The 17,360-nt window shown below is 50.3% G+C and carries 19 protein-coding genes, 1 tRNA gene and 2 pseudogenes; 5 read left to right on the plus strand and 17 right to left on the minus strand.

Going from position 1 to position 17,360, the window contains the following annotated elements:
* Positions 1–10 precede the first annotated feature (10 nt).
* Both proB and crl read right to left on the minus strand, forming a co-directional pair.
* Entirely contained in the window at positions 11–1,114 is a 1,104-nt protein-coding gene (gene proB / locus RFN81_RS05620; protein ID WP_264498155.1) for a glutamate 5-kinase, read from the minus strand.
* A gap of 120 nt (positions 1,115–1,234) precedes the next feature.
* Positions 1,235–1,609 carry a sigma factor-binding protein Crl gene (gene crl / locus RFN81_RS05625; protein ID WP_264498156.1) on the minus strand — a complete coding sequence of 125 codons (375 nt, stop codon included), beginning with the start codon at positions 1,607–1,609 and terminating at the stop codon, positions 1,235–1,237.
* 138 nt (positions 1,610–1,747) lie between these two features.
* On the opposite strand from crl, the gene cutA reads away from it, so the two are divergent.
* Genes cutA through RFN81_RS05640 form a run of 3 tightly spaced genes read left to right on the plus strand, consistent with a single transcriptional unit; the run spans position 1,748 to position 4,404 of the window.
* The gene (gene cutA, locus RFN81_RS05630) at positions 1,748–2,080 is read left to right on the plus strand and encodes a divalent cation tolerance protein CutA (RefSeq protein WP_264498888.1); all 333 of its coding nucleotides are present in this window, start codon (positions 1,748–1,750) and stop codon (positions 2,078–2,080) included.
* Positions 2,056–3,786, plus strand: coding sequence for a protein-disulfide reductase DsbD (locus RFN81_RS05635; protein ID WP_264498157.1), 1,731 nt, complete (start codon positions 2,056–2,058; stop codon positions 3,784–3,786). The genes cutA and RFN81_RS05635 overlap by 25 nt, the downstream gene beginning before the upstream one ends.
* A 42-nt stretch (positions 3,787–3,828) precedes the next feature.
* Complete coding sequence (locus tag RFN81_RS05640) at positions 3,829–4,404, plus strand: transcriptional regulator (protein ID WP_264498889.1); 576 nt, start codon at positions 3,829–3,831, stop codon at positions 4,402–4,404.
* A gap of 21 nt (positions 4,405–4,425) precedes the next feature.
* Here the strand turns inward: RFN81_RS05640 and RFN81_RS05645 are convergent.
* Together RFN81_RS05645 and RFN81_RS05650 are read right to left on the minus strand one after the other, a co-directional pair.
* A pseudogene (locus tag RFN81_RS05645) lies at positions 4,426–4,641 on the minus strand (LysE family translocator); the annotation flags it as partial.
* A 24-nt stretch (positions 4,642–4,665) separates the two neighbouring features.
* Positions 4,666–4,997: pseudogene (locus RFN81_RS05650) on the minus strand (AraC family ligand binding domain-containing protein); the annotation flags it as partial.
* Between the two features lie 171 nt (positions 4,998–5,168).
* Between RFN81_RS05650 and RFN81_RS05655 the strand changes: the two are divergent.
* Positions 5,169–5,244, plus strand: a tRNA-Phe gene (locus RFN81_RS05655).
* 188 nt (positions 5,245–5,432) lie between these two features.
* Here the strand turns inward: RFN81_RS05655 and RFN81_RS05660 are convergent.
* The 3 genes from RFN81_RS05660 to RFN81_RS05670 all read right to left on the minus strand — a co-directional run bounded on the left by RFN81_RS05660 (position 5,433) and on the right by RFN81_RS05670 (position 9,696).
* Positions 5,433–6,455, minus strand: a complete 1,023-nt coding sequence (locus RFN81_RS05660; RefSeq protein ID WP_264498159.1) for a tyrosine-type recombinase/integrase — start codon at positions 6,453–6,455, stop codon at positions 5,433–5,435.
* An 85-nt stretch (positions 6,456–6,540) separates the two neighbouring features.
* Positions 6,541–8,088, minus strand: a complete 1,548-nt coding sequence (locus RFN81_RS05665) for a conjugal transfer nickase/helicase domain-containing protein (RefSeq protein ID WP_264498160.1) — start codon at positions 8,086–8,088, stop codon at positions 6,541–6,543.
* A gap of 75 nt (positions 8,089–8,163) precedes the next feature.
* Positions 8,164–9,696, minus strand: a complete 1,533-nt coding sequence (locus RFN81_RS05670) for a UvrD-helicase domain-containing protein (protein WP_264498161.1) — start codon at positions 9,694–9,696, stop codon at positions 8,164–8,166.
* A gap of 175 nt (positions 9,697–9,871) precedes the next feature.
* On the opposite strand from RFN81_RS05670, the gene RFN81_RS05675 reads away from it, so the two are divergent.
* On the plus strand, positions 9,872–10,267 hold the full coding sequence (locus RFN81_RS05675) for a hypothetical protein (RefSeq protein ID WP_264498162.1): 396 nt from the start codon (positions 9,872–9,874) through the stop codon (positions 10,265–10,267).
* A gap of 62 nt (positions 10,268–10,329) precedes the next feature.
* Here RFN81_RS05675 and RFN81_RS05680 read toward each other — a convergent pair whose 3' ends face one another.
* The 10 genes from RFN81_RS05680 to RFN81_RS05725 form a co-directional block, all read right to left on the minus strand.
* On the minus strand, positions 10,330–10,584 hold the full coding sequence (locus RFN81_RS05680) for a DNA polymerase III subunit theta (RefSeq protein ID WP_264498163.1): 255 nt from the start codon (positions 10,582–10,584) through the stop codon (positions 10,330–10,332).
* Positions 10,585–10,689: 105 nt separating this feature from the next.
* Positions 10,690–11,616, minus strand: coding sequence for a hypothetical protein (locus RFN81_RS05685; protein WP_264498164.1), 927 nt, complete (start codon positions 11,614–11,616; stop codon positions 10,690–10,692).
* 77 nt (positions 11,617–11,693) lie between these two features.
* Complete coding sequence (locus RFN81_RS05690) at positions 11,694–12,590, minus strand: hypothetical protein (RefSeq protein WP_264498165.1); 897 nt, start codon at positions 12,588–12,590, stop codon at positions 11,694–11,696.
* Positions 12,591–12,664: 74 nt separating this feature from the next.
* Complete coding sequence (locus RFN81_RS05695; protein ID WP_264498166.1) at positions 12,665–14,614, minus strand: ArdC-like ssDNA-binding domain-containing protein; 1,950 nt, start codon at positions 14,612–14,614, stop codon at positions 12,665–12,667.
* 55 nt (positions 14,615–14,669) lie between these two features.
* Entirely contained in the window at positions 14,670–15,155 is a 486-nt protein-coding gene (locus tag RFN81_RS05700; protein WP_264498167.1) for a hypothetical protein, read from the minus strand.
* Between the two features lie 72 nt (positions 15,156–15,227).
* Entirely contained in the window at positions 15,228–15,497 is a 270-nt protein-coding gene (locus tag RFN81_RS05705) for a hypothetical protein (RefSeq protein WP_264498168.1), read from the minus strand.
* Positions 15,497–15,940, minus strand: coding sequence for a hypothetical protein (locus RFN81_RS05710; protein ID WP_264498169.1), 444 nt, complete (start codon positions 15,938–15,940; stop codon positions 15,497–15,499). The genes RFN81_RS05705 and RFN81_RS05710 overlap by 1 nt, the downstream gene beginning before the upstream one ends.
* A gap of 9 nt (positions 15,941–15,949) precedes the next feature.
* The gene (locus RFN81_RS05715; protein WP_264498170.1) at positions 15,950–16,165 is read right to left on the minus strand and encodes a hypothetical protein; all 216 of its coding nucleotides are present in this window, start codon (positions 16,163–16,165) and stop codon (positions 15,950–15,952) included.
* Positions 16,166–16,266: 101 nt separating this feature from the next.
* Positions 16,267–16,743: a RadC family protein gene (gene radC / locus RFN81_RS05720; protein ID WP_264498171.1), complete on the minus strand. Its 477-nt coding sequence runs from the start codon at positions 16,741–16,743 to the stop codon at positions 16,267–16,269.
* A gap of 193 nt (positions 16,744–16,936) precedes the next feature.
* Entirely contained in the window at positions 16,937–17,341 is a 405-nt protein-coding gene (locus tag RFN81_RS05725; RefSeq protein WP_264498172.1) for a hypothetical protein, read from the minus strand.
* Positions 17,342–17,360 lie beyond the last annotated feature (19 nt).

Below are 17,360 nucleotides of genomic sequence, written 5' to 3' on the forward strand. Positions count from 1 at the left end.
TGCAAAATCCTTAATTAATAATCATATCGTCGCGGTGGATAGCCACCGGGCCATATTCGTAGCCAAGAATATCGGCGATCTGTTGAGAATGATGACCGGCAATCATACGTAACGCATCGCTGTTATAACGCGTCACGGCGTGTGCTACATCCCGACCCGCCAGACTACGCACGCGAATCACTTCCCCTCGAGAGAAATTCCCTTCAACGGAACGAATACCTTTAGGCAATAGCGAACTGCCGCGTTCGAGAATCGCCGATAGCGCGCCGTCATCGACAGTAATTTCCCCCGCCGGCGGTGCGCCAAAAATCCAGTATTTCCGGCTTTCCAGCGGAGCATCCAGTGCATGAAAGCGTGTCCCAACCGAGATATCAGCAATCACATCGCCGATCACGCCAGGCCGACTTCCCGCAGCGATCACTACATCGATACCGGCGCGACAGGCGACATCGGCGGCCTGTAATTTAGTCGACATACCGCCTGTTCCAAGCCCCGACACGCTATCACCTGCGATGCCACGCAGCGCATCATCGATACTCGTCACTTCGCGGATCAGTTCCGCATCCGGATGATTGCGCGGGTCGGCGGTAAATAGCCCGGCCTGATCGGTCAACAATAGCAGCTTATCGGCGTCTGCCAGAATCGCCGCCAACGCGGATAAATTATCATTATCGCCGACCTTAATTTCCGCAGTAGCAACAGCATCATTTTCATTAATAACGGGGACAATGTTGTTATCCAATAACGCACGCAGGGTGTCGCGCGCATTGAGGAAACGCTCGCGATCTTCAATATCCGCCCGCGTTAATAGCATTTGCCCGACATGAATACCGTAGATGGAGAAAAGTTGTTCCCATAGCTGAATCAGGCGGCTTTGGCCTACGGCAGCCAGTAGTTGTTTAGTTGCTATTGTGGCGGGGAGGTCGGGGTAACCCAAATGTTCGCGCCCGGCGGCAATGGCGCCAGAAGTAACGATAACAATCCGATGTCCTGCCGCGTGCTGCTGTGCGCACTGCCGCACTAATTCAACAATATGGGCGCGGTTAAGACGGCGCGAACCGCCGGTTAGTACGCTGGTGCCCAGTTTCACAACCAACGTCTGGCTGCTGCTCATAATTTCTCTGCCATTGGATGTTAAAAAAGAATAAAGAAGACGTTGTAGCAGGACAGACGCGTTATGCCAACAGGCATAACGCGAAAATCTATGAATAAATCGGGGATCGCCAGGGGAATATCATGGTCGCGCAACCAGAGTACAAGTAGGCTCTAGCGAGTTTAGCAGTTTCTCCAGCCGAACATGGAATACCTGTTTAGCATTTTCCACCTGATCCATTACGGCGTGATCCTTAATTTTTTCCTCACGCCAATTGCCGTGTTTATCAAATAAACCATAGTGGTACTCATAGGCAAAGGCATGCCCCATATCTTCCAAATGTAGCCACCACCCCCAGAATTCCCGATGTTCGGGCGCGGGCTTAATATTGGCGCAAACTGCCAGACAATCAAAGAAGAAGGTCGTATTTTCACACTGTGCTTCACGGATATAAGGCCCCAACGACGTAAAGTTTTTCATGAGTCGGCTCTTGGTGTGTCCACTCGGTAACATCATTTACGATCTCCTCTGGTTGAACTTTCTTTTTAGCAGAGAATGCCAATTTATCAACCATGTCCCACAACGAAGTTTATTGTGTATAGTGTCGTTTCAGTAGTCTGGGATTTCGTTCATTCATTTGGCACGGAGGGGATGATGTCAGACCACCCGCTATGCGATACCGTCGTCATATTATGTACTGCGCCAGACGACGCCTGCGCGCAGCATCTGGCTAGCTCACTGCTGTCAACACGGCTTGCCGCCTGCGTTACATTGTTGCCAGGAGCCCGTTCGTTCTATTATTGGGAAGGTAAGCTTGAACAGCAATCTGAAATACAAATGCTGATAAAAAGCGATACTTCGCATCAGCAAGCGCTGCTGACGCATCTGAAACAACAACACCCTTACGATACGCCGGAGCTGTTAGTCCTGCCGGTATCTGGGGGCGATAGCGATTATCTGACATGGCTCAACGCATCTTTACGCTGATTTTCCTGTTATGGACAATTTTCGGCATACCGAATGAGGCAGCGGCTTCTTTCGGTCAAAAACTGTTTGGCAATAGCACGACATCGCGCTTTCTGCCAGCCGATGGGGCGTTCGCCTTTGAGTTTCAGCAGCAAAACGATCGGCTCAATTTACGTTGGGATATCCATCCTGATTACTACCTGTACCGCGCACAGATCAAGATTGAAGGGCAGGGTGCTACGCTCGGCAAGGTAGTGCTGCCACAGGGCGAAAGCCATAACGACGCGTTCTTCGGTCAGGTCTTTATCCTGCGGGATCGGCTGGCGCTAGCGGTTCCCATTGAACAGGCCGAAAATGGTGCGACCGTTAACGTCACCTACCAAGGCTGCGCCGATGCGGGTTTCTGCTATCCGCCGGAAACGCGAGTCGTTCCTCTCAGCCAGGTACTGGCTAACGCAGGCACAGACACATCGAATACCGCATCCGCCCAGACGCCACCGCCACAGGCCACGCCTATGCCGTTCTCGCCGTGGTGGGCGCTGCTGATTGGTATCGGCGTCGCTTTTACTCCCTGCGTTCTGCCAATGTATCCATTGATTGCCAGTCTGGTGCTAGGCAGAAAAGACCAGCTGTCGCCGCGCAGAACGCTACTGCTGTCGATGATCTATGTTCAGGGTATGGCGCTGACCTACACGCTGCTCGGGCTGGTTGTCGCCGCCGCCGGATTGCGCTTTCAGGCCGCGCTCCAGCATCCGTATATTCTGATTGGCCTGTCGATGATGTTTGTCGCGTTGGCGCTCTCTATGTTTGGCCTGTATGCACTACAGCTCCCGTCCTCGGTGCAAACCCGGCTGACAGCGTGGAGTAACCGTCAGCAGGGTGGCTCCGTTACTGGCGTATTCTGTATGGGGGCGTTAGCCGGGCTAATTTGTTCTCCTTGTACCACGGCGCCGCTCAGTGCCATCCTGCTTTATATCGCCCAGAGCGGCAATATGCTGGCAGGTGGCATCACGCTTTACCTCTACGCGCTGGGCATGGGCTTACCACTCATTCTGGTCACGCTGTTCGGCAACAAATTGTTGCCGAACAGCGGCCCGTGGATGCAGTACGTTAAAGAAGCGTTTGGCTTCATCATTCTGGCACTGCCCATCTTCCTGCTGGAACGTATTCTAGGCGAGACGTGGGGAATGCGCTTGTGGAGTATGCTAGGTATCGCCTTCTTCGGCTGGGCGCTTATGCTGACGCTGCGCAGTAGCACAGGTTGGATGCGTGGCGTGCAGTTGCTGCTACTAGCAGGCGTGGTGATCGTCGCCAAGCCGCTGCAAGACTGGGTATTTCCTCCTGTTGGCGTAGCGCAACCCCACGCCTCGGCACTGAACTTTTCCCCTGTCGCTAATATTGCCGATCTCAACAGCGCGCTGGCAAACAGTAGTCAGCCTGTTATGCTTGACCTTTACGCAGACTGGTGCGTTGCCTGCAAAGAATTTGAAAAATACACGTTTAGCGACCCAGTGGTGCAAAATCATTTGTCACATCTCACGCTGCTACAGGCGGATGTTACTGCGAACCGCGAAGAACAGAATGCGTTACTGAAGAAGCTACAGGTTTTAGGCTTGCCGACCATTGTGTTTTTTGACACTCAAGGGAAAGAGATCCCTGGCTCGCGTATCACCGGCTTCATGAGCGCTGAACAATTTCAGGCACATTTGCAGAAGTTCAGCCCATAAACGACACTTTCTCTCTAATTTTGCGCTTCTGGAGGAGACATGATGCAACGGGAAGACGTTCTTGAATATGCGCTTACTCTACTGGAGCAGCACGGATTCGCCATGACAACGCTGGATATGCTGGCGGAGAAAATGGGGGTTACGGTAGAAGAACTGACACCATTCTGGCCGGATCGAGAGGCGCTGCTGTACGACTGCCTGCGACATCATAGTCAGCAGGTCGATACCTGGCGGCGTCAACTGCTACTGGACGACGAGAAAACCATTGAGCAGAAGCTACTGGCGCGCTATCAGGTGCTGCGTGAATCAGTGAACAAGCAGCGTTATCCAGGCTGCCTGTTTATCGCTGCGTGCAGCTTTTTCCCCGATATCAATCACCCCATCCACCAGATTGCGGAACAGCAGAAGCGAGCCTCTTACCAGTACACCCGCGATTTACTGGAAGCGCTGGAAACCGACGATCCTGAAATGGTGGCACAGCAGATGGAATTGATTCTGGAAGGCTGTCTGAGCAACCTACTGGTCAAGCATCAGGCCGCCAGCATCGCCACCGCTCAACGCCTGGCTGAAGATGTCTTACGCTTCGCGTTGTGCCGCAAAAACGGCGCGTTGACCTAAGCGAGCATGCCTACCCAAGCACATCACCTGACGAACCAACGGATACTGACGCAGCACCTCTCTCGCGCCAGCACCTAAAATCAGAACGATAACGCTTGCCACCACGCAGGCACCGACCACCGCAGGTGAAGTGTTTTTAATATTATGGCGCTGGCTATTGGTTAAAATCAGGATATTCGTTGACCCCAGCGTTATCGAGGCGACAAACGCAAACAACAGAAACTGCATCAAACTCACAGGTCACTCCTTTTTATGAGCCCTGACTGTTTGAGTAAAATGAATCAAGTAACTTTCGGGAGTAGATTCATACAAGCCATGCAGCATATTGGATAGCCAGTGCTCGTCGAGGTTAAACCGCCATCTATTGGCGCATCACCGTCGTGAATTTCACCGGGTTCCAACAAGAAGGCATCGCCCGGACGACTCCACTGTCGCTTGCGCCGACAGTGGAACTGCTGCGTCCCCGAAAGGGTTATCCCCACAAGATAACTGTCATGCCAATGTGGATCGTAGGCGTGCCCCTCAAAATGTGCCTTAATCGTTTCAATTCCCGTATCTTTATGCTGGCGCAGTTCAAGCCAATCATTCGCCATTTCGCTTTCTCTTTTAGCTATTAGCATTTACTCTTTAACCGCGCGTATTTCTGGAAGATTTGTGTAAAAGCGTCAACAACTTTTCAGATTGCCGTAAAGTTAAGCAATTGGATGGTTTTTCCTGAAATAATGTTGACGATCAATTGGGATTAAGGTTTAATGCGCCCCGTTGCCCGGATAGCTCAGTCGGTAGAGCAGAGGATTGAAAATCCTCGTGTCCTTGGTTCGATTCCGAGTCCGGGCACCACTTGCATCAAAGCACGCTGGTTAAGAGTGAGAAACTTAACGGGCGGTTAATACAGGGTTCAGTCATAAAATCGTTCCTGTGCAGAGATAATCGAAAGGCTGCACTGTGAATGAGAACTGAAATCCTCAAGATAGGGAATCTGTTGGAGCAGATTCCCTTTCCTCGTTCCCGCGTATGTTTACAGTGAATTACCCTACTGTCAAGTCATGTAAAACGGGTTGCGCATAAATATCCGTATGTAACGCCAGCTCTTTTTCCAGTGTCCGTCCCACGATTTCCATGTTTAGCTCGACATATTCCATTGTTGTGCTGACGTTTCGGTGACCCAGTAGATCCTTGACCAGCAGCAGATTTCGTTCCGGCGCTTTCATCAATTCCGTCGCCAATGTATGACGGAAACGATGTGCTGACACCAGAAATCCACAATCCCGGGATAATCGGTTGAAAAAAGATCGGAGGGTTTGCTGTGCTCTCTTTTCATCGTACTGATATTCCTCTCTATGTCGGTAAGATTTCATAAAACGGGTTACATCAAACAGAATGTCGGAGGGTTCTGCCCCTGCCAGTTTTGCTCTCGCCACTAGCGATGCCAGCCTCGCACGCAGTTGGCGCACTGCAGGGACGCGCCATTCTCGATGTGTTTTGCTTCCCTCCAGACGTAGCTCAATGTATCCCTCATCCAGATTGATATCCTGCAGCCTAATGTGTAGCAATTGATTCTGCCTCATCCCGGTGTAGCGAAGCGTATCGAGCACGGTGAGCCAGTACCAGGCGGGATAAAGTGCGCATCGTTGCCCCCAGGTAGCATGAGGCTCTTCCTCTTCCATCCTCTGCATGAGGAGATAAATAGCGGTAAGTTGTTCACGCGTTAACGTTTTCTTCTTCTTTTTTTCTTTTTGAACGACCGTATCGTTAAATGGATTTTTATCCTGCTCTATTAAATTTCGTTCCATCGCAAAATTAAATATTGCCCGCATATGAGCTACTTTATTATTCCACGTATGTGTGGATAAATTACGCTCTTTTAATAGATTCCTGCGCCATTTCAACACATCCCGCTGTGTTATCTGGGTAGGAAAAACAGACATACCAATAAATCGACTAAAAGCACTCACCACCTTCCGATAACTAATTTCTGTCGCCTCACGTAAATTATGTGAGAAAAAGTACTCATCAACAATTTCATCCCAGGTCAGTGACTTACATAACATATTTATTCCCTTCCAATAAAAAGCACAAAATTTACCTTTGCTGCATGCAGACTAAAAATGAGTCCGCTAATCAGATTGCCATGCCTCAAGGCAAGATCAATAATGCGCTATCGTCAGGAACACGGTTCCCCCGGTAAAGTGATGAAGCTTTAACCAGATAACCGTTAATGTTTTTATATGTCCCGGTTCCCGATGGACTGTTGTATATTTTGGCTTGCAGGAAACGTTTACCATCAGCAACGCGATGAATGCCTAGTCGCTCAAATGATGACTGTAACGCGTTGCGTTTCCCTTTATTTCCCGTTTCCTTCTGAAACAAATAAAATATTTCGGGAACGCATAAAAAAACAAATCCAGCGACAATATGAACACGGGAACCTTCTTCGTTTACCCGTATTTTCCCTTCAATTAAACCGGATGATAACCATTCCAAAAACACTGAACCTTTATTATTCTCATCGCGAATAGCCTCGCTATTTTCTGGCGAAAAAATAGTTGTTACCTTTGACTCAGTTAACGTAATACACTCCTTTTCCTGTTGATTGCCTATTTCATCTGTAATAGCAGGTATTACATCAGGTACCTCTTCAGCTTCAGGAGCCGACATACCGTGAAATAGGCTTAGAAGCGCCTGAGTATCATCCGACGATGGAGTCGCTACGAGGTGTTCTCCATCTCCGGAGGATGGCGCGGTTTGGGGTAGCGGTTCCGTTTCTCCCGCAGAAACATCAGGGGCCATGACCGGTATCGGCTCATTACCGGTCAGCGAGCTTTCTGCTGAAGCGCTATCAGGCAATGCTGAGGTGAGGGCGGAAACCTCTAAGGGCTCCGACGGGAAAAGCGCTGCCGCTGCGTGTTCTTCCCCCGGTAGCGTCATTGACAACGGGCTATTGACTAACGGCGGGGCGCCACATTTTTCCGCTGCCGACTGTAACAGTTCATCAATCAGAGTAATGGTTGCGGGGCGGCTCTGCATCCGTTGAACCAGACAATCAAGCGCGTCAGGATTTATAGATAACCAGGGAAGCACTGAAGGGGGAAGTAACTGGCTGGCCAGCAGAGATACTCTCCCTTGCGCACAAGATGGCGGCAATTTATCTATACAATGCCGAAATCGAAATGGCTTCCCAGGAATAGTCAATCCTGGCATCCAGCCTTCTCCGCCATCCAGTTCCCCTTCCCACTCACAAAGAAGCGGCAAGTGATAGAATAAGGCTGACCAGAACACTACAGCATTCCAGAGTAATCCCTGGGCGGCTTGTTCCTCTGGCGGGATCCCTGGAGGCAGAGTTCTGCCCTTAGCCATTCTCACTGCATACGCGGTAAACTGTACCGTCAGATCACCAAACGCACCGGAATACGACCAATTCCCTTCTTCCGATGCGGGCAGGTTCTGAACTCGACTGAGCAATGAATACATCGGCGTCAGATAACACTGCCGATAAAATGTCGCTGGCAGCGAGTGATTGTCGCTGAGCTGTTGGAGAAAGGTCCGACGTTTTGGCGACGTAATCAGCATGTCAATGGGATGTGGAAGATGATAGCCGGACGGGCAGACTGATTCAGGCGGCGTCGCTTCACTTCGGGGAATGTTATCCGTACCAACAAAAAATCTTTTTATTCGGTTGAACATGTTTGCCTCCGGCCAGTAAGCGGCACAGTCTTAAGCGACTCACTGACAGGGGCAAGCTGAAACCCTTTCTGCATTTTAAAAATTATTTTCAATGCCGGGTAATTCGGGAAGAAGGGGACTGTCGATAAATGACAGCGTATCGGCGATGTTAGGCTCTCTCTTGTCAGAGTGCTGTGCCTCAGTGAGATCATCGGACTCATTCTGTTCACAGAGTAGTTTAAGCAGCTCATTCCTGACCAATAACTTCCGGGCTCGGGTTGTCGCCACATACAGCAAATTGGTTTCATCTGTTCTGGCGTCTTCCGATAACAACGGATCGGTAATATCAGAGAAATCGTTGTTCAGTATCACCGTGTCCCATTCCAGCCCCTTGCTCCGGTGCGCCGTCGACACCACAACATCGGCGTCGTCCTCATTCGTCGTCGCTTGCTGGCGTAAAACCTGTAATTTTTGCGGCAGCGGGAAGTATTTATCTAACAGGCCAATCGCCTGATTCATTTCGACATCATTGGTTGCCTTGGCAATCGATTTGTACTCTTCAAAATTCCGGTATTCTCGGCCAAGACGTGGCGTACGCATTCGTTCAGGCATGTCGACTGAAAACCAGTACAAGTCTTCCAGCTCTTCCGTTTTATAACCTTCAATTCCCCCTACCCAGTATACGCGCTTCTCTTTCATGCTCTCGTAGAGCGCGGCACCAATGACGCCCGCCACCGTACGGCTGAGCACCGTGTAGCGCGAAACGTTCGCAGGCAGTCGATCAACCACATCGTCATCACCACCATTGCCGATCACCGGATGTGTTTCCTCCTGGCGCGCCAGCAAGACATTCGCCATTTCCGCAACTGCCGGGCCGAATCGAAAACTTTGCGTCAGCCACAAACGGTCAGCGCCTTCCAGTGCTGGCGCATTCAGCGCGTTATCTGCCCCGCGAAAACGGTAAATCTGCTGATGACGATCGCCAACCAGAACGACATTACAGCTCTGAGTGAGTACCAGCGAACTGATGACAGGATTGGCATCCTGGGCTTCATCAAACAGGATCGTGTCCCAATGTTTTGACAAATCGGGCGCTGATAACTGGAACAGTTTCAGATAGGTATCATGCGTTACGGGGAACGTCGAGTCGATGCGGCTCATCTCACACCACAAAAATTGCGCCGCGCCCAATATCTTGTCAGCACCCAGTCCATCACGATCGTTCTCGTCCGGCAGATGTTCATGGCTGAGTGCCGGGGAAGCACTACACAGAAAATGGTTCAACGCGGATAATGCCGTTCTGGCCAGCACCCAGTGGCGGGTATTCAGCTTGCGGGCGATGTCGGTAATGCGCAAGTTGGGTGTTAATCTTGGCTTAAAATGCTTACCAAATTTCATCCAGGCCAGTTGATGAGAGGTCTTACATTCAACGTTGAAGGGGAATTTACGCTCCGCTTCATCACGAACAGCACGATTGTAGGCGAGGTACAGCATTCTGCGTTCAGGATTGGCCTGTGCGTAGCGAATCAGTGTTGTCGTTTTACCCGTGCCAGCAAACGCGTTAACGACCAGATACTGCCCTTTCCAGTTGATAACGGCGGATTGCTCTGCCGTATCCGAGTAAGCCATGCCCGTACTCCAGGATGAAAAATCATGCCCGTACAGTGCGGAAAAGTATGTTTTACCGCCATTAAAAACCAATTCTTCACTCTGGAAATTTTTAGATCCGTGAATAGGGTTTCCCCCAGTTTTTTATCACTCTGCGCGCTATAAAAATGGCTTCATTCATAAAAAGGCAAAAGAGATGACAGAAGAAATAGCCAGCATATTGGCAAGCGCAGCAATTCCTTCATCAACCACATTCATTCCATATCGCTATAGCGATGATGATAAAACCATATTAGAAATAATCGATGAGGCGACAAAAATCGCCGTCAAATCCTCTCTGGCAATAAAATTCTTTCAGCTAATTAGTGCTATTCCTCATGCTCTACAGGTTGATGGTCATTGCAACGATGAAACCTTGTATAGCACTGCATTACTTGGCATTAGCATGAGCGAATCACTAAAAATAATCGAGATCACATCCCAAAAAGATAACAACTTGACCGTACAAGAAATTAGCATTTTGAAAAAAATAATAGAGCATGCAATACAAAATCAGGCCGATTACATTACCGCATTCATTCCCTTAAAATAGCGAAAGGCAGTAAGATCACGGCTAGTCATAAAATTCACTTAATTTTTAACATGAAGTCAACATTATCTCTTGCCGTTATCTTCTGCCATCTTTTGATATATCGGGTCAGTACCACGGGGATATTGTTTACTTATTTCTCTGTAATGCGCAACACGTTGGCGAAAATACTCACGTAAGTGCTCAGGCTGCTCTCTCTCAATCTGCTCTGCGATAACAGGCAAATTAAGACGTTCTTTGTAGGCTACGCCTGATGCAGCCAAATCAACGTTCACTTTATCCCGCTCTTCTCGCGGCAAATCCCCTAAATTGTGCGTCACGGTTTCTCCTGCCTGATCCTAATTGGTTTCTCCTAATATACTTCATTTTCCTCGGAAGATTCGTTTCCATAGCAAAAAGCACCCCCGAAGGAGCGCTTTCTGTTTTTAAGCTGCCAATTGATGAACGTCCCCCATTGGCTGAATAATGTTATTTAACTGCGATACCACATACTCTGACTCTTCCCTAATCCATTCAATAGCATCGTCAACCACGGCGTAATAATCAGAAGCATTAGGATGATCTGGTTCGTTCACTTCCGCATCCCCGGTAAAACTGGCCATCACCACACCATTCCTGTAGACAATATCAGCACGGAACATCACCGGCACATGAATGCCCGCCGCTACCGTATTGACATACGGGGTCAGAAAGTCATCCTCAAACTCCATGATGTCGATGTCGTCAATGGGTTGCGGAGCCATATACAGACGTATCTCTCCAGCATCACCACACCATCGGCGTATCCGTCGCGCCTCAAATGTGCAGTTGCTGACAAACTGCGTCAGCGTTTCTGCACACTGATAAGAAACATCACGCAACGATCGCTCCAGGTGATCCATAAACCGAAACCAGTAGCGTTCACTCTGCCGAAACTGTGCCAACGTGATGTATTCCTCAGGAATGCTGTCGCGTTGTCCAGAGGCCTCACGAAACGCCGCTTCATCCAGTTCGTAGAGAGGCATGATGTCAGCGCGCAGCAACTGGTCGGTTCGACCACTGATTTGCGGGTGAACCCGGGGAAGATACAAATACCCATGATCTACCCCGTTACCATTAGCCAGCCAGTTCGTGGCGTTTATCCACAACGTCAGAACTTTTCGGCTACGTTCACGCTTAGCGTCGTCTGTATCAAGGCGTGCCAGCAGGGTTTCCATCACGGCCGTCAACTGCTCGTTTTCAAACAACGTTTGCGTATTAACGTAAGTAATACCGGCGTCAACATCCAACTGCCAACATATATCGTCATAATCCGGCGCGTAACCTAATGCCCGCTGATACGCTTGTTGAATATATTCATGAATAATGCACATTGTGTACTCCTGTCAAAATGAGGGATGGCAGGAGGCCCGCAGGGCGTTCCCCCTGCCGGGTAAAGTTAAGTAATAAGTCAGGCGACCAGACGTAACGCGGGCGCCGGTGAGTCGTTATCGAGTTGCAGACGTCGACGTTCGTCACGCAGCCAGGCGATTGCCTGCCGCACAACCTCACCATAGTCTGCCACTGTCAATCGGTTCACATTCGCGACATCGTTCTGAACGGAAAAACGGCCAATGATGGCGCCATTGTGGTAATGGATCCGGCTCTCCAACGCAACGGGATATATCTCGTTGCGGCAAACCCGTTTGACATACTCCACCGGATCTTCAGGCTTGTTCATCTGCTCTGGGTCAACTGCCCCCAGATTCACCGAGATAAACCCAAAATCCGTGTCAAACCGTCGGACAACCCGTTCATCAATGTCACAACGCCGTTGCAATGTGGCCAACTGCGCCACACAGTGCTCGCCCGTTTGTGCCAACGCTCGACTCAGCCAGCATTCAAACCGAGACCAGTGCCGCACTGTGTGTGCCAACTGCGCGCGAGGGATGACATCAGCAGTATGTCGCTCGCCCTGTGCCGTCAGTTGGATAAAGTCGGCATCCGACAAATCCAGTAATGCCGACGGATCGCCTGGTAGCAGACAATCAACCCGACCACTACTTTCCGGAGACGTTCTCGGTAACAGCCGTGTATTACCACTGGCTGTGGCCAGCGCATCCAGCCCCAAAATCCACAAGGTCAGAATACGCTCACTCAGTTGACAACGCGCCCGTAGTTGGCGATTGCCCGGAATGCTATCGAGCATAAACTGCATGATCGGTAACAGCCGAGGGCTGTGAAACACGATATCCGTGTTCAGGTAATCGCGCAGGTCGTTACTGATATCGGCCTGCCACTCCTCCGGATGCAGGAAGAGGTTCATGTGTTTCAGGTAGATCTGTTGAATAAACTGCTCAGTCAGCATCGACGTTCCTTACAAATAAAGTAAGGGCGCTTCCCCTTCCGGGAGAAACGCCCGGTTGGGGTTAAATTGTTATGTCAGGCGACTTTCTGTTGAGCTTTTCGCTCTTGTTCACGGGTCCATTTACGTTCCCAGCCAAACATCATCCAGAAAGGCGTACGCCAGGTTTGGTGAAATGCCATGCGTAACGTATCACCCACGATGACCATCGCCGGGATACCACTCAGAGACAGTTGTACATACGCCATCATTGCGGCAACGGGATCGATATCGACACAAACGGCCATCATCTGTTTCTGCGGGTTAAAGCCTGCTTCAAGCATGGCTTGTGCCATTGCAACAACCAGGCCACCGGCGCCGCACGCAGGATCTGAGACGGTAATGAAATCCCGTTCCCCGCTGGACAGTGCTGACAAACCCTCAGCCAGTTGCATTTTCGCCATCATGTAACCAACAGAATAGGGGGTGAAATACTGCCCCTGGCGATGATCGCCCAGCTCAAGTTCCATAAAAACAGAGCCGAGAAAATCTGAGGCACTGAATTCCATACCGTCGACCAGTGTGTTGAAAAGCACAGGGAAACGACGCTGATCATCTGTCTTGTAACGTTTTATTCGCCGCATGTAATCATCTTCGATTTCCTGCACAAAATGGCATCGGTTATGTAACGCCGCTGCCGACATGTGAATAAAATCGCTGAAGACCGTCCAACGGTTCTCATACGGTGCAATTTCCTGAAACTGGCGGATAAACGTTTCCCGGTGTGGATTTTTCCGGCCCTGATTAGCAACCCAGGGAAGCGTCGACAGATTACCTGGATCGTCCGGATCATCTCCTTCGTCCTCATCATTGGCCGCAACCTCATCGACCGATTCAGCAAACGGTGGCGGTAGCAACAACGTGCCAAGTTCAGGAGCCTCCTGAACGACGTCGCTATCATCGATGTCGCTGGCGACACGATGAACAGCCAGGCTTCCGGGATCCAGTGAGAAACGCGCCAATGCATCAGCAACGCTATTCAACTCTGGCGTGAACAATGCCGTCGGCATATCACTCCGCGGCCAGTCATAAATCCGTGCCAACGCATTGACCGCCTGTGACGGTGAAATGTTGTAGCGCAAGTGCTGATGCACCACGCTGTCACACACTAACGTCGTATCATCCAACTGCTGGCCATAATGAGTAGTTAACAGATGTTCTGCCTGTCTCTGCCAATGCTGAACATCATCGAACGGCAATGTGGCCAAGCGCTGTTTTTCCAGCCAATCAACCGCCTTGCCTGCTTCAGAAGCAGATTTAAACAGTATCCAGGGATCTGAACCCCGTTCTCCTGTCCACATCGGGTCGCCGGCAAGAAATATACCTGCCCTAGCCGCAAGCAACGCCCGCCCGATATCAGCGACGAGCGCCTCCTGCAGGTACGTGTTTATGTCAGGTAAATCATTCGGAACCGTAAAACGACCAAGCCGGGTTGGATGCCCGGTTGCACGAATAAGCAGTGAGGCAAGGCTATCCAAATCGTGCTTGGGTAATTCAATGCGATCGCTGTCAGGCAGGTAAACTGCCGGGCGTTGTGCGTTGAAAAGTACCTGAACCTGAGAAGCAAACTGCCACTCCCCTAGCCGTTCCATGCCAGGAACGCGAGACGGTGGCCATGGCCATCCGGGTTGCAACATGTCGGATAATCCTTCGCACTGCTCGATGTTGATGACACGAAACAGCGAAAGTGAGGGTTTATACCGAACGACCGTGGTTGGTCTCTGTCCGGGAATTATCCTTCCCCCCAGAGAACGCAGGTCATCGCCCGTCAGCCAACGGTTTGATATCAAACCGTTTTGTAACGCTGACTGCCAGAGCAATAAAGCATTAATACCGGTGAACCGTTGTCCGCTTAATGCGTGTTCCGGTATCCCCTGGCGAATAACACTCTGTCGCCACGGCGTTTTACCCGCGTTGACACTCTGCATCAGACGTTCTGTTAACAGCCGGCAAATATCACCGGCATCCTGTAATGTGAAAGTTTTCATAATGGTCTCTATCGAACGGGACCATCCCCTGAGGGATGGCTCCCTCAGGGAAAAATCAGAGTATGGCGGTAAACAGTTGCAGGATGGCATGGCCCGCAATCACCGCTTGCTGGCACAATTGCACAAACTGTTCGTGATGCAGATAGGCCCAGACGACGCCGGAGGTGATTATCCCCGTCGCCGACATCGCCATCAGAAACTGGTTACGCCGGCGGCGGAACTGAGCCTCCTTCTCCGCAACCTGGGTATGTAAAAACAATCCCAACGTCTGAAGCTCTGCAAAACGGCTGAACTCCTCACGCCGTAACTGCTCACAGGCTATGTCATAGCGCTCCAATTCTGTCGGGTGTTGATCCTCAAGAAAGCGCCGGTAACCACCATCGCGTAACGTGTGGTAATGACGGTCAAATTCTGCCTGTAACCAGCGATAAAAATGACTGCGCGTACGACTAATTACGTCAGGCTCTCGTGTCAGCGTGCGCATTGCATCGTGTGTCGCCCGAGCAGCTCCGAGCTGCTCATTCGTGGTCAGTAAACTCATGGTATGGACTCCGAAAAAAGAAGACGGGTCCACCCCTGCGGGTGTCCCCGTCAGGGTTAGTAATAGGCTGAGTTAGTCTGTCAGGCTGATATGAACAACATCATTCTCATAGCGCAGATATAACTGCTGCCACAACGATGCCGATTCATTGCCGTCACCAGGTAAACAAAAGTAGCCGGTTGTTATTTCTGAGTGCGTACTCGCCGCCAGAGCTTTTAATGCATGGCGAATCAGACGATGCAGCCGTTCTGTTTCGTACGCTGGCTCAGGCACAAACGCGACCAGTCTTGCCCAGGCGCAGTCATCAATAGCGATACCCGGAGAAGGTTGTGGCCAACGCATCACGCTGCCTCATCATTCTGCGCCGCTGACGAAATCGTCACGACAGCGGGCATCCGTTCAGGTTTAGGCCGCTGACGCACATTCCGTAATAGCTTCAGGTGCATGGTCAATGCGGTATCGACAGCGTCGTCTTCGTTATCCAGATAATGTTCGCCGTAAAACGGTTGGGCCGCTTCCTCGCCAAAGTATTGCAACTCCACCCCCGGCTTATATCCGTGACGCTGTTTCAAGACGACAGCACGGCCGCAGCATTGATGATCGTCTGCGAGCAACCATTTACCGGTGTAAATGAGTCGATGCGCTGACAATTCCACGGGCTCTGAACGTTGGCGCCAGACCTGATAAAGCCACACGACCGTTCGCGCAAGCCATTTGCACGTCCAGCGCACAACGAACCATAACCCCGTAGACAGCACAATCAGTAGGTGTAAAGGCATTGGCATAACCGCTCCTCAGTGAGTCAACCAGCGAAGTAACAAAATGAGCGCCAAAAGCACCAATGAACCGGCTACTTTTAGCAAGGTGAGATAGCCGAGCAGTTTCAACAGTGCATTGCGATCACGCCGGAAGCATTCCCTGCGAATCAGCTGACAGACTGCGTCTTCCTGCTCTGGTGTAAACGAAGCATCCGGAGTGGGAGCTTCTTGAGTGATATCAATGTGAGACATGAACTCTCCTTTTAGGTGATAAAAAAGGGAGAGTCATCCCGTCGCGGGAGAGGACTCTCCCCTGCGGGGTAACGTCTGATGAGACGACAGTGTTTATGTGGTTATAACCAACCACGTTCGGCGAACGACACCATTTCACCGTGGCCAACAACAATATGATCCAGCACGCGGACATCAATCAGAGCCAGTGCGTTAACCAGCCTCTCGGTGATTTGCCGATCGGCATTGCTGGGGTCAGCATTACCGGAAGGATGGTTATGTGCAAAAATGACCGCGGCGGCATTCAGAAGAACAGCACGGCGGACGACTTCACGTGGATGGATCTCAACGCTGTTAATCGATCCAGCAAAAAGGAATTCACTGGCAATTAACTGATGCTTATTGTTCAGGAACATCGCGACAAAAACCTCTCGATCCAAACACTCCAGCTTCAGACGTAAGTAAGCTTTAACTTCATCAGGGGACGTCACCGCTTTTCGTTTCTTGATATTCCGCTCAAGCAGCGCCAATGCCATATTGATGACACGTGACTCCCGATCGGGATAAACAGTGGTGTGAGAAAAGGTTAACTCGCTCATAAAAGACCTCTTACGGGCGAATGCTTTCCCCCAGATGGCGGAAAGCATTGCCATTGGGGGAAAGGTAGAATTATCGCAGGTCGATAATTGACGTAAAACAGGTTGTTAGTGCATCTGAAAAGGGATTTATCCCCCCATAGGGGAAAAATCCCCGTATGGGTTAAGGTAACAAAAAATGCATCAAAAACTGTATTCAATGCGCTCGACCGAGCCACTCAATGTAACCATCAAAATCGCTGTCACCATCCAGGCAGGAAGAGAATTCCCAGCAGGTATGCTTACCCTCCTGGACGCCATTCTGAAAGGCCTTATCCCAAAAACCCTGGGCAACTTTGTTTCCCAGTGAAATCACATCATTCAAATAATGACTGTAATTATCAGGGATAAAATTCAGCCCAACGGTTTCGCCAAGACATTCTGCGATTTCGAAAATCTGATAATCATTGTCTGTAAAACCATCCTCATCAGAAGAACAGTTGATCCGAAGTGCCTCGAATGCACCAATCTCCATCAATTTTCCTTCTATGTCAGAAATCACACACAGCAGGTCAACAACAGAATGACGATTACGAGCAAGACGGTTAAGTAAAGTATTCATAGATAAATCCACTCTTCAA

The organism is Pectobacterium cacticida (genome assembly GCF_036885195.1).
Classification (GTDB): Bacteria; Pseudomonadota; Gammaproteobacteria; order Enterobacterales; family Enterobacteriaceae; genus Pectobacterium; species Pectobacterium cacticida.

Excerpts from the sequence above, each read along its gene's own strand:
- proB (WP_264498155.1), bottom strand. The coding sequence starts at position 1,114 with ATGAGCAGCAGCCAGACGTTGGTTGTGAAACTGGGCACCAGCGTACTA.
- crl (WP_264498156.1), bottom strand. The coding sequence starts at position 1,609 with ATGATGTTACCGAGTGGACACACCAAGAGCCGACTCATGAAAAACTTT.
- cutA (WP_264498888.1), top strand. The coding sequence starts at position 1,748 with ATGTCAGACCACCCGCTATGCGATACCGTCGTCATATTATGTACTGCG.
- RFN81_RS05635 (WP_264498157.1), top strand. The coding sequence starts at position 2,056 with ATGGCTCAACGCATCTTTACGCTGATTTTCCTGTTATGGACAATTTTC.
- RFN81_RS05640 (WP_264498889.1), top strand. The coding sequence starts at position 3,829 with ATGCAACGGGAAGACGTTCTTGAATATGCGCTTACTCTACTGGAGCAG.
- RFN81_RS05660 (WP_264498159.1), bottom strand. The coding sequence starts at position 6,455 with ATGTTATGTAAGTCACTGACCTGGGATGAAATTGTTGATGAGTACTTT.
- RFN81_RS05665 (WP_264498160.1), bottom strand. The coding sequence starts at position 8,088 with ATGTTCAACCGAATAAAAAGATTTTTTGTTGGTACGGATAACATTCCC.
- RFN81_RS05670 (WP_264498161.1), bottom strand. The coding sequence starts at position 9,696 with ATGGCTTACTCGGATACGGCAGAGCAATCCGCCGTTATCAACTGGAAA.
- RFN81_RS05675 (WP_264498162.1), top strand. The coding sequence starts at position 9,872 with ATGACAGAAGAAATAGCCAGCATATTGGCAAGCGCAGCAATTCCTTCA.
- RFN81_RS05685 (WP_264498164.1), bottom strand. The coding sequence starts at position 11,616 with ATGTGCATTATTCATGAATATATTCAACAAGCGTATCAGCGGGCATTA.
- RFN81_RS05690 (WP_264498165.1), bottom strand. The coding sequence starts at position 12,590 with ATGCTGACTGAGCAGTTTATTCAACAGATCTACCTGAAACACATGAAC.
- RFN81_RS05695 (WP_264498166.1), bottom strand. The coding sequence starts at position 14,614 with ATGAAAACTTTCACATTACAGGATGCCGGTGATATTTGCCGGCTGTTA.
- RFN81_RS05700 (WP_264498167.1), bottom strand. The coding sequence starts at position 15,155 with ATGAGTTTACTGACCACGAATGAGCAGCTCGGAGCTGCTCGGGCGACA.
- RFN81_RS05705 (WP_264498168.1), bottom strand. The coding sequence starts at position 15,497 with ATGCGTTGGCCACAACCTTCTCCGGGTATCGCTATTGATGACTGCGCC.
- RFN81_RS05710 (WP_264498169.1), bottom strand. The coding sequence starts at position 15,940 with ATGCCAATGCCTTTACACCTACTGATTGTGCTGTCTACGGGGTTATGG.
- RFN81_RS05715 (WP_264498170.1), bottom strand. The coding sequence starts at position 16,165 with ATGTCTCACATTGATATCACTCAAGAAGCTCCCACTCCGGATGCTTCG.
- radC (WP_264498171.1), bottom strand. The coding sequence starts at position 16,743 with ATGAGCGAGTTAACCTTTTCTCACACCACTGTTTATCCCGATCGGGAG.
- RFN81_RS05725 (WP_264498172.1), bottom strand. The coding sequence starts at position 17,341 with ATGAATACTTTACTTAACCGTCTTGCTCGTAATCGTCATTCTGTTGTT.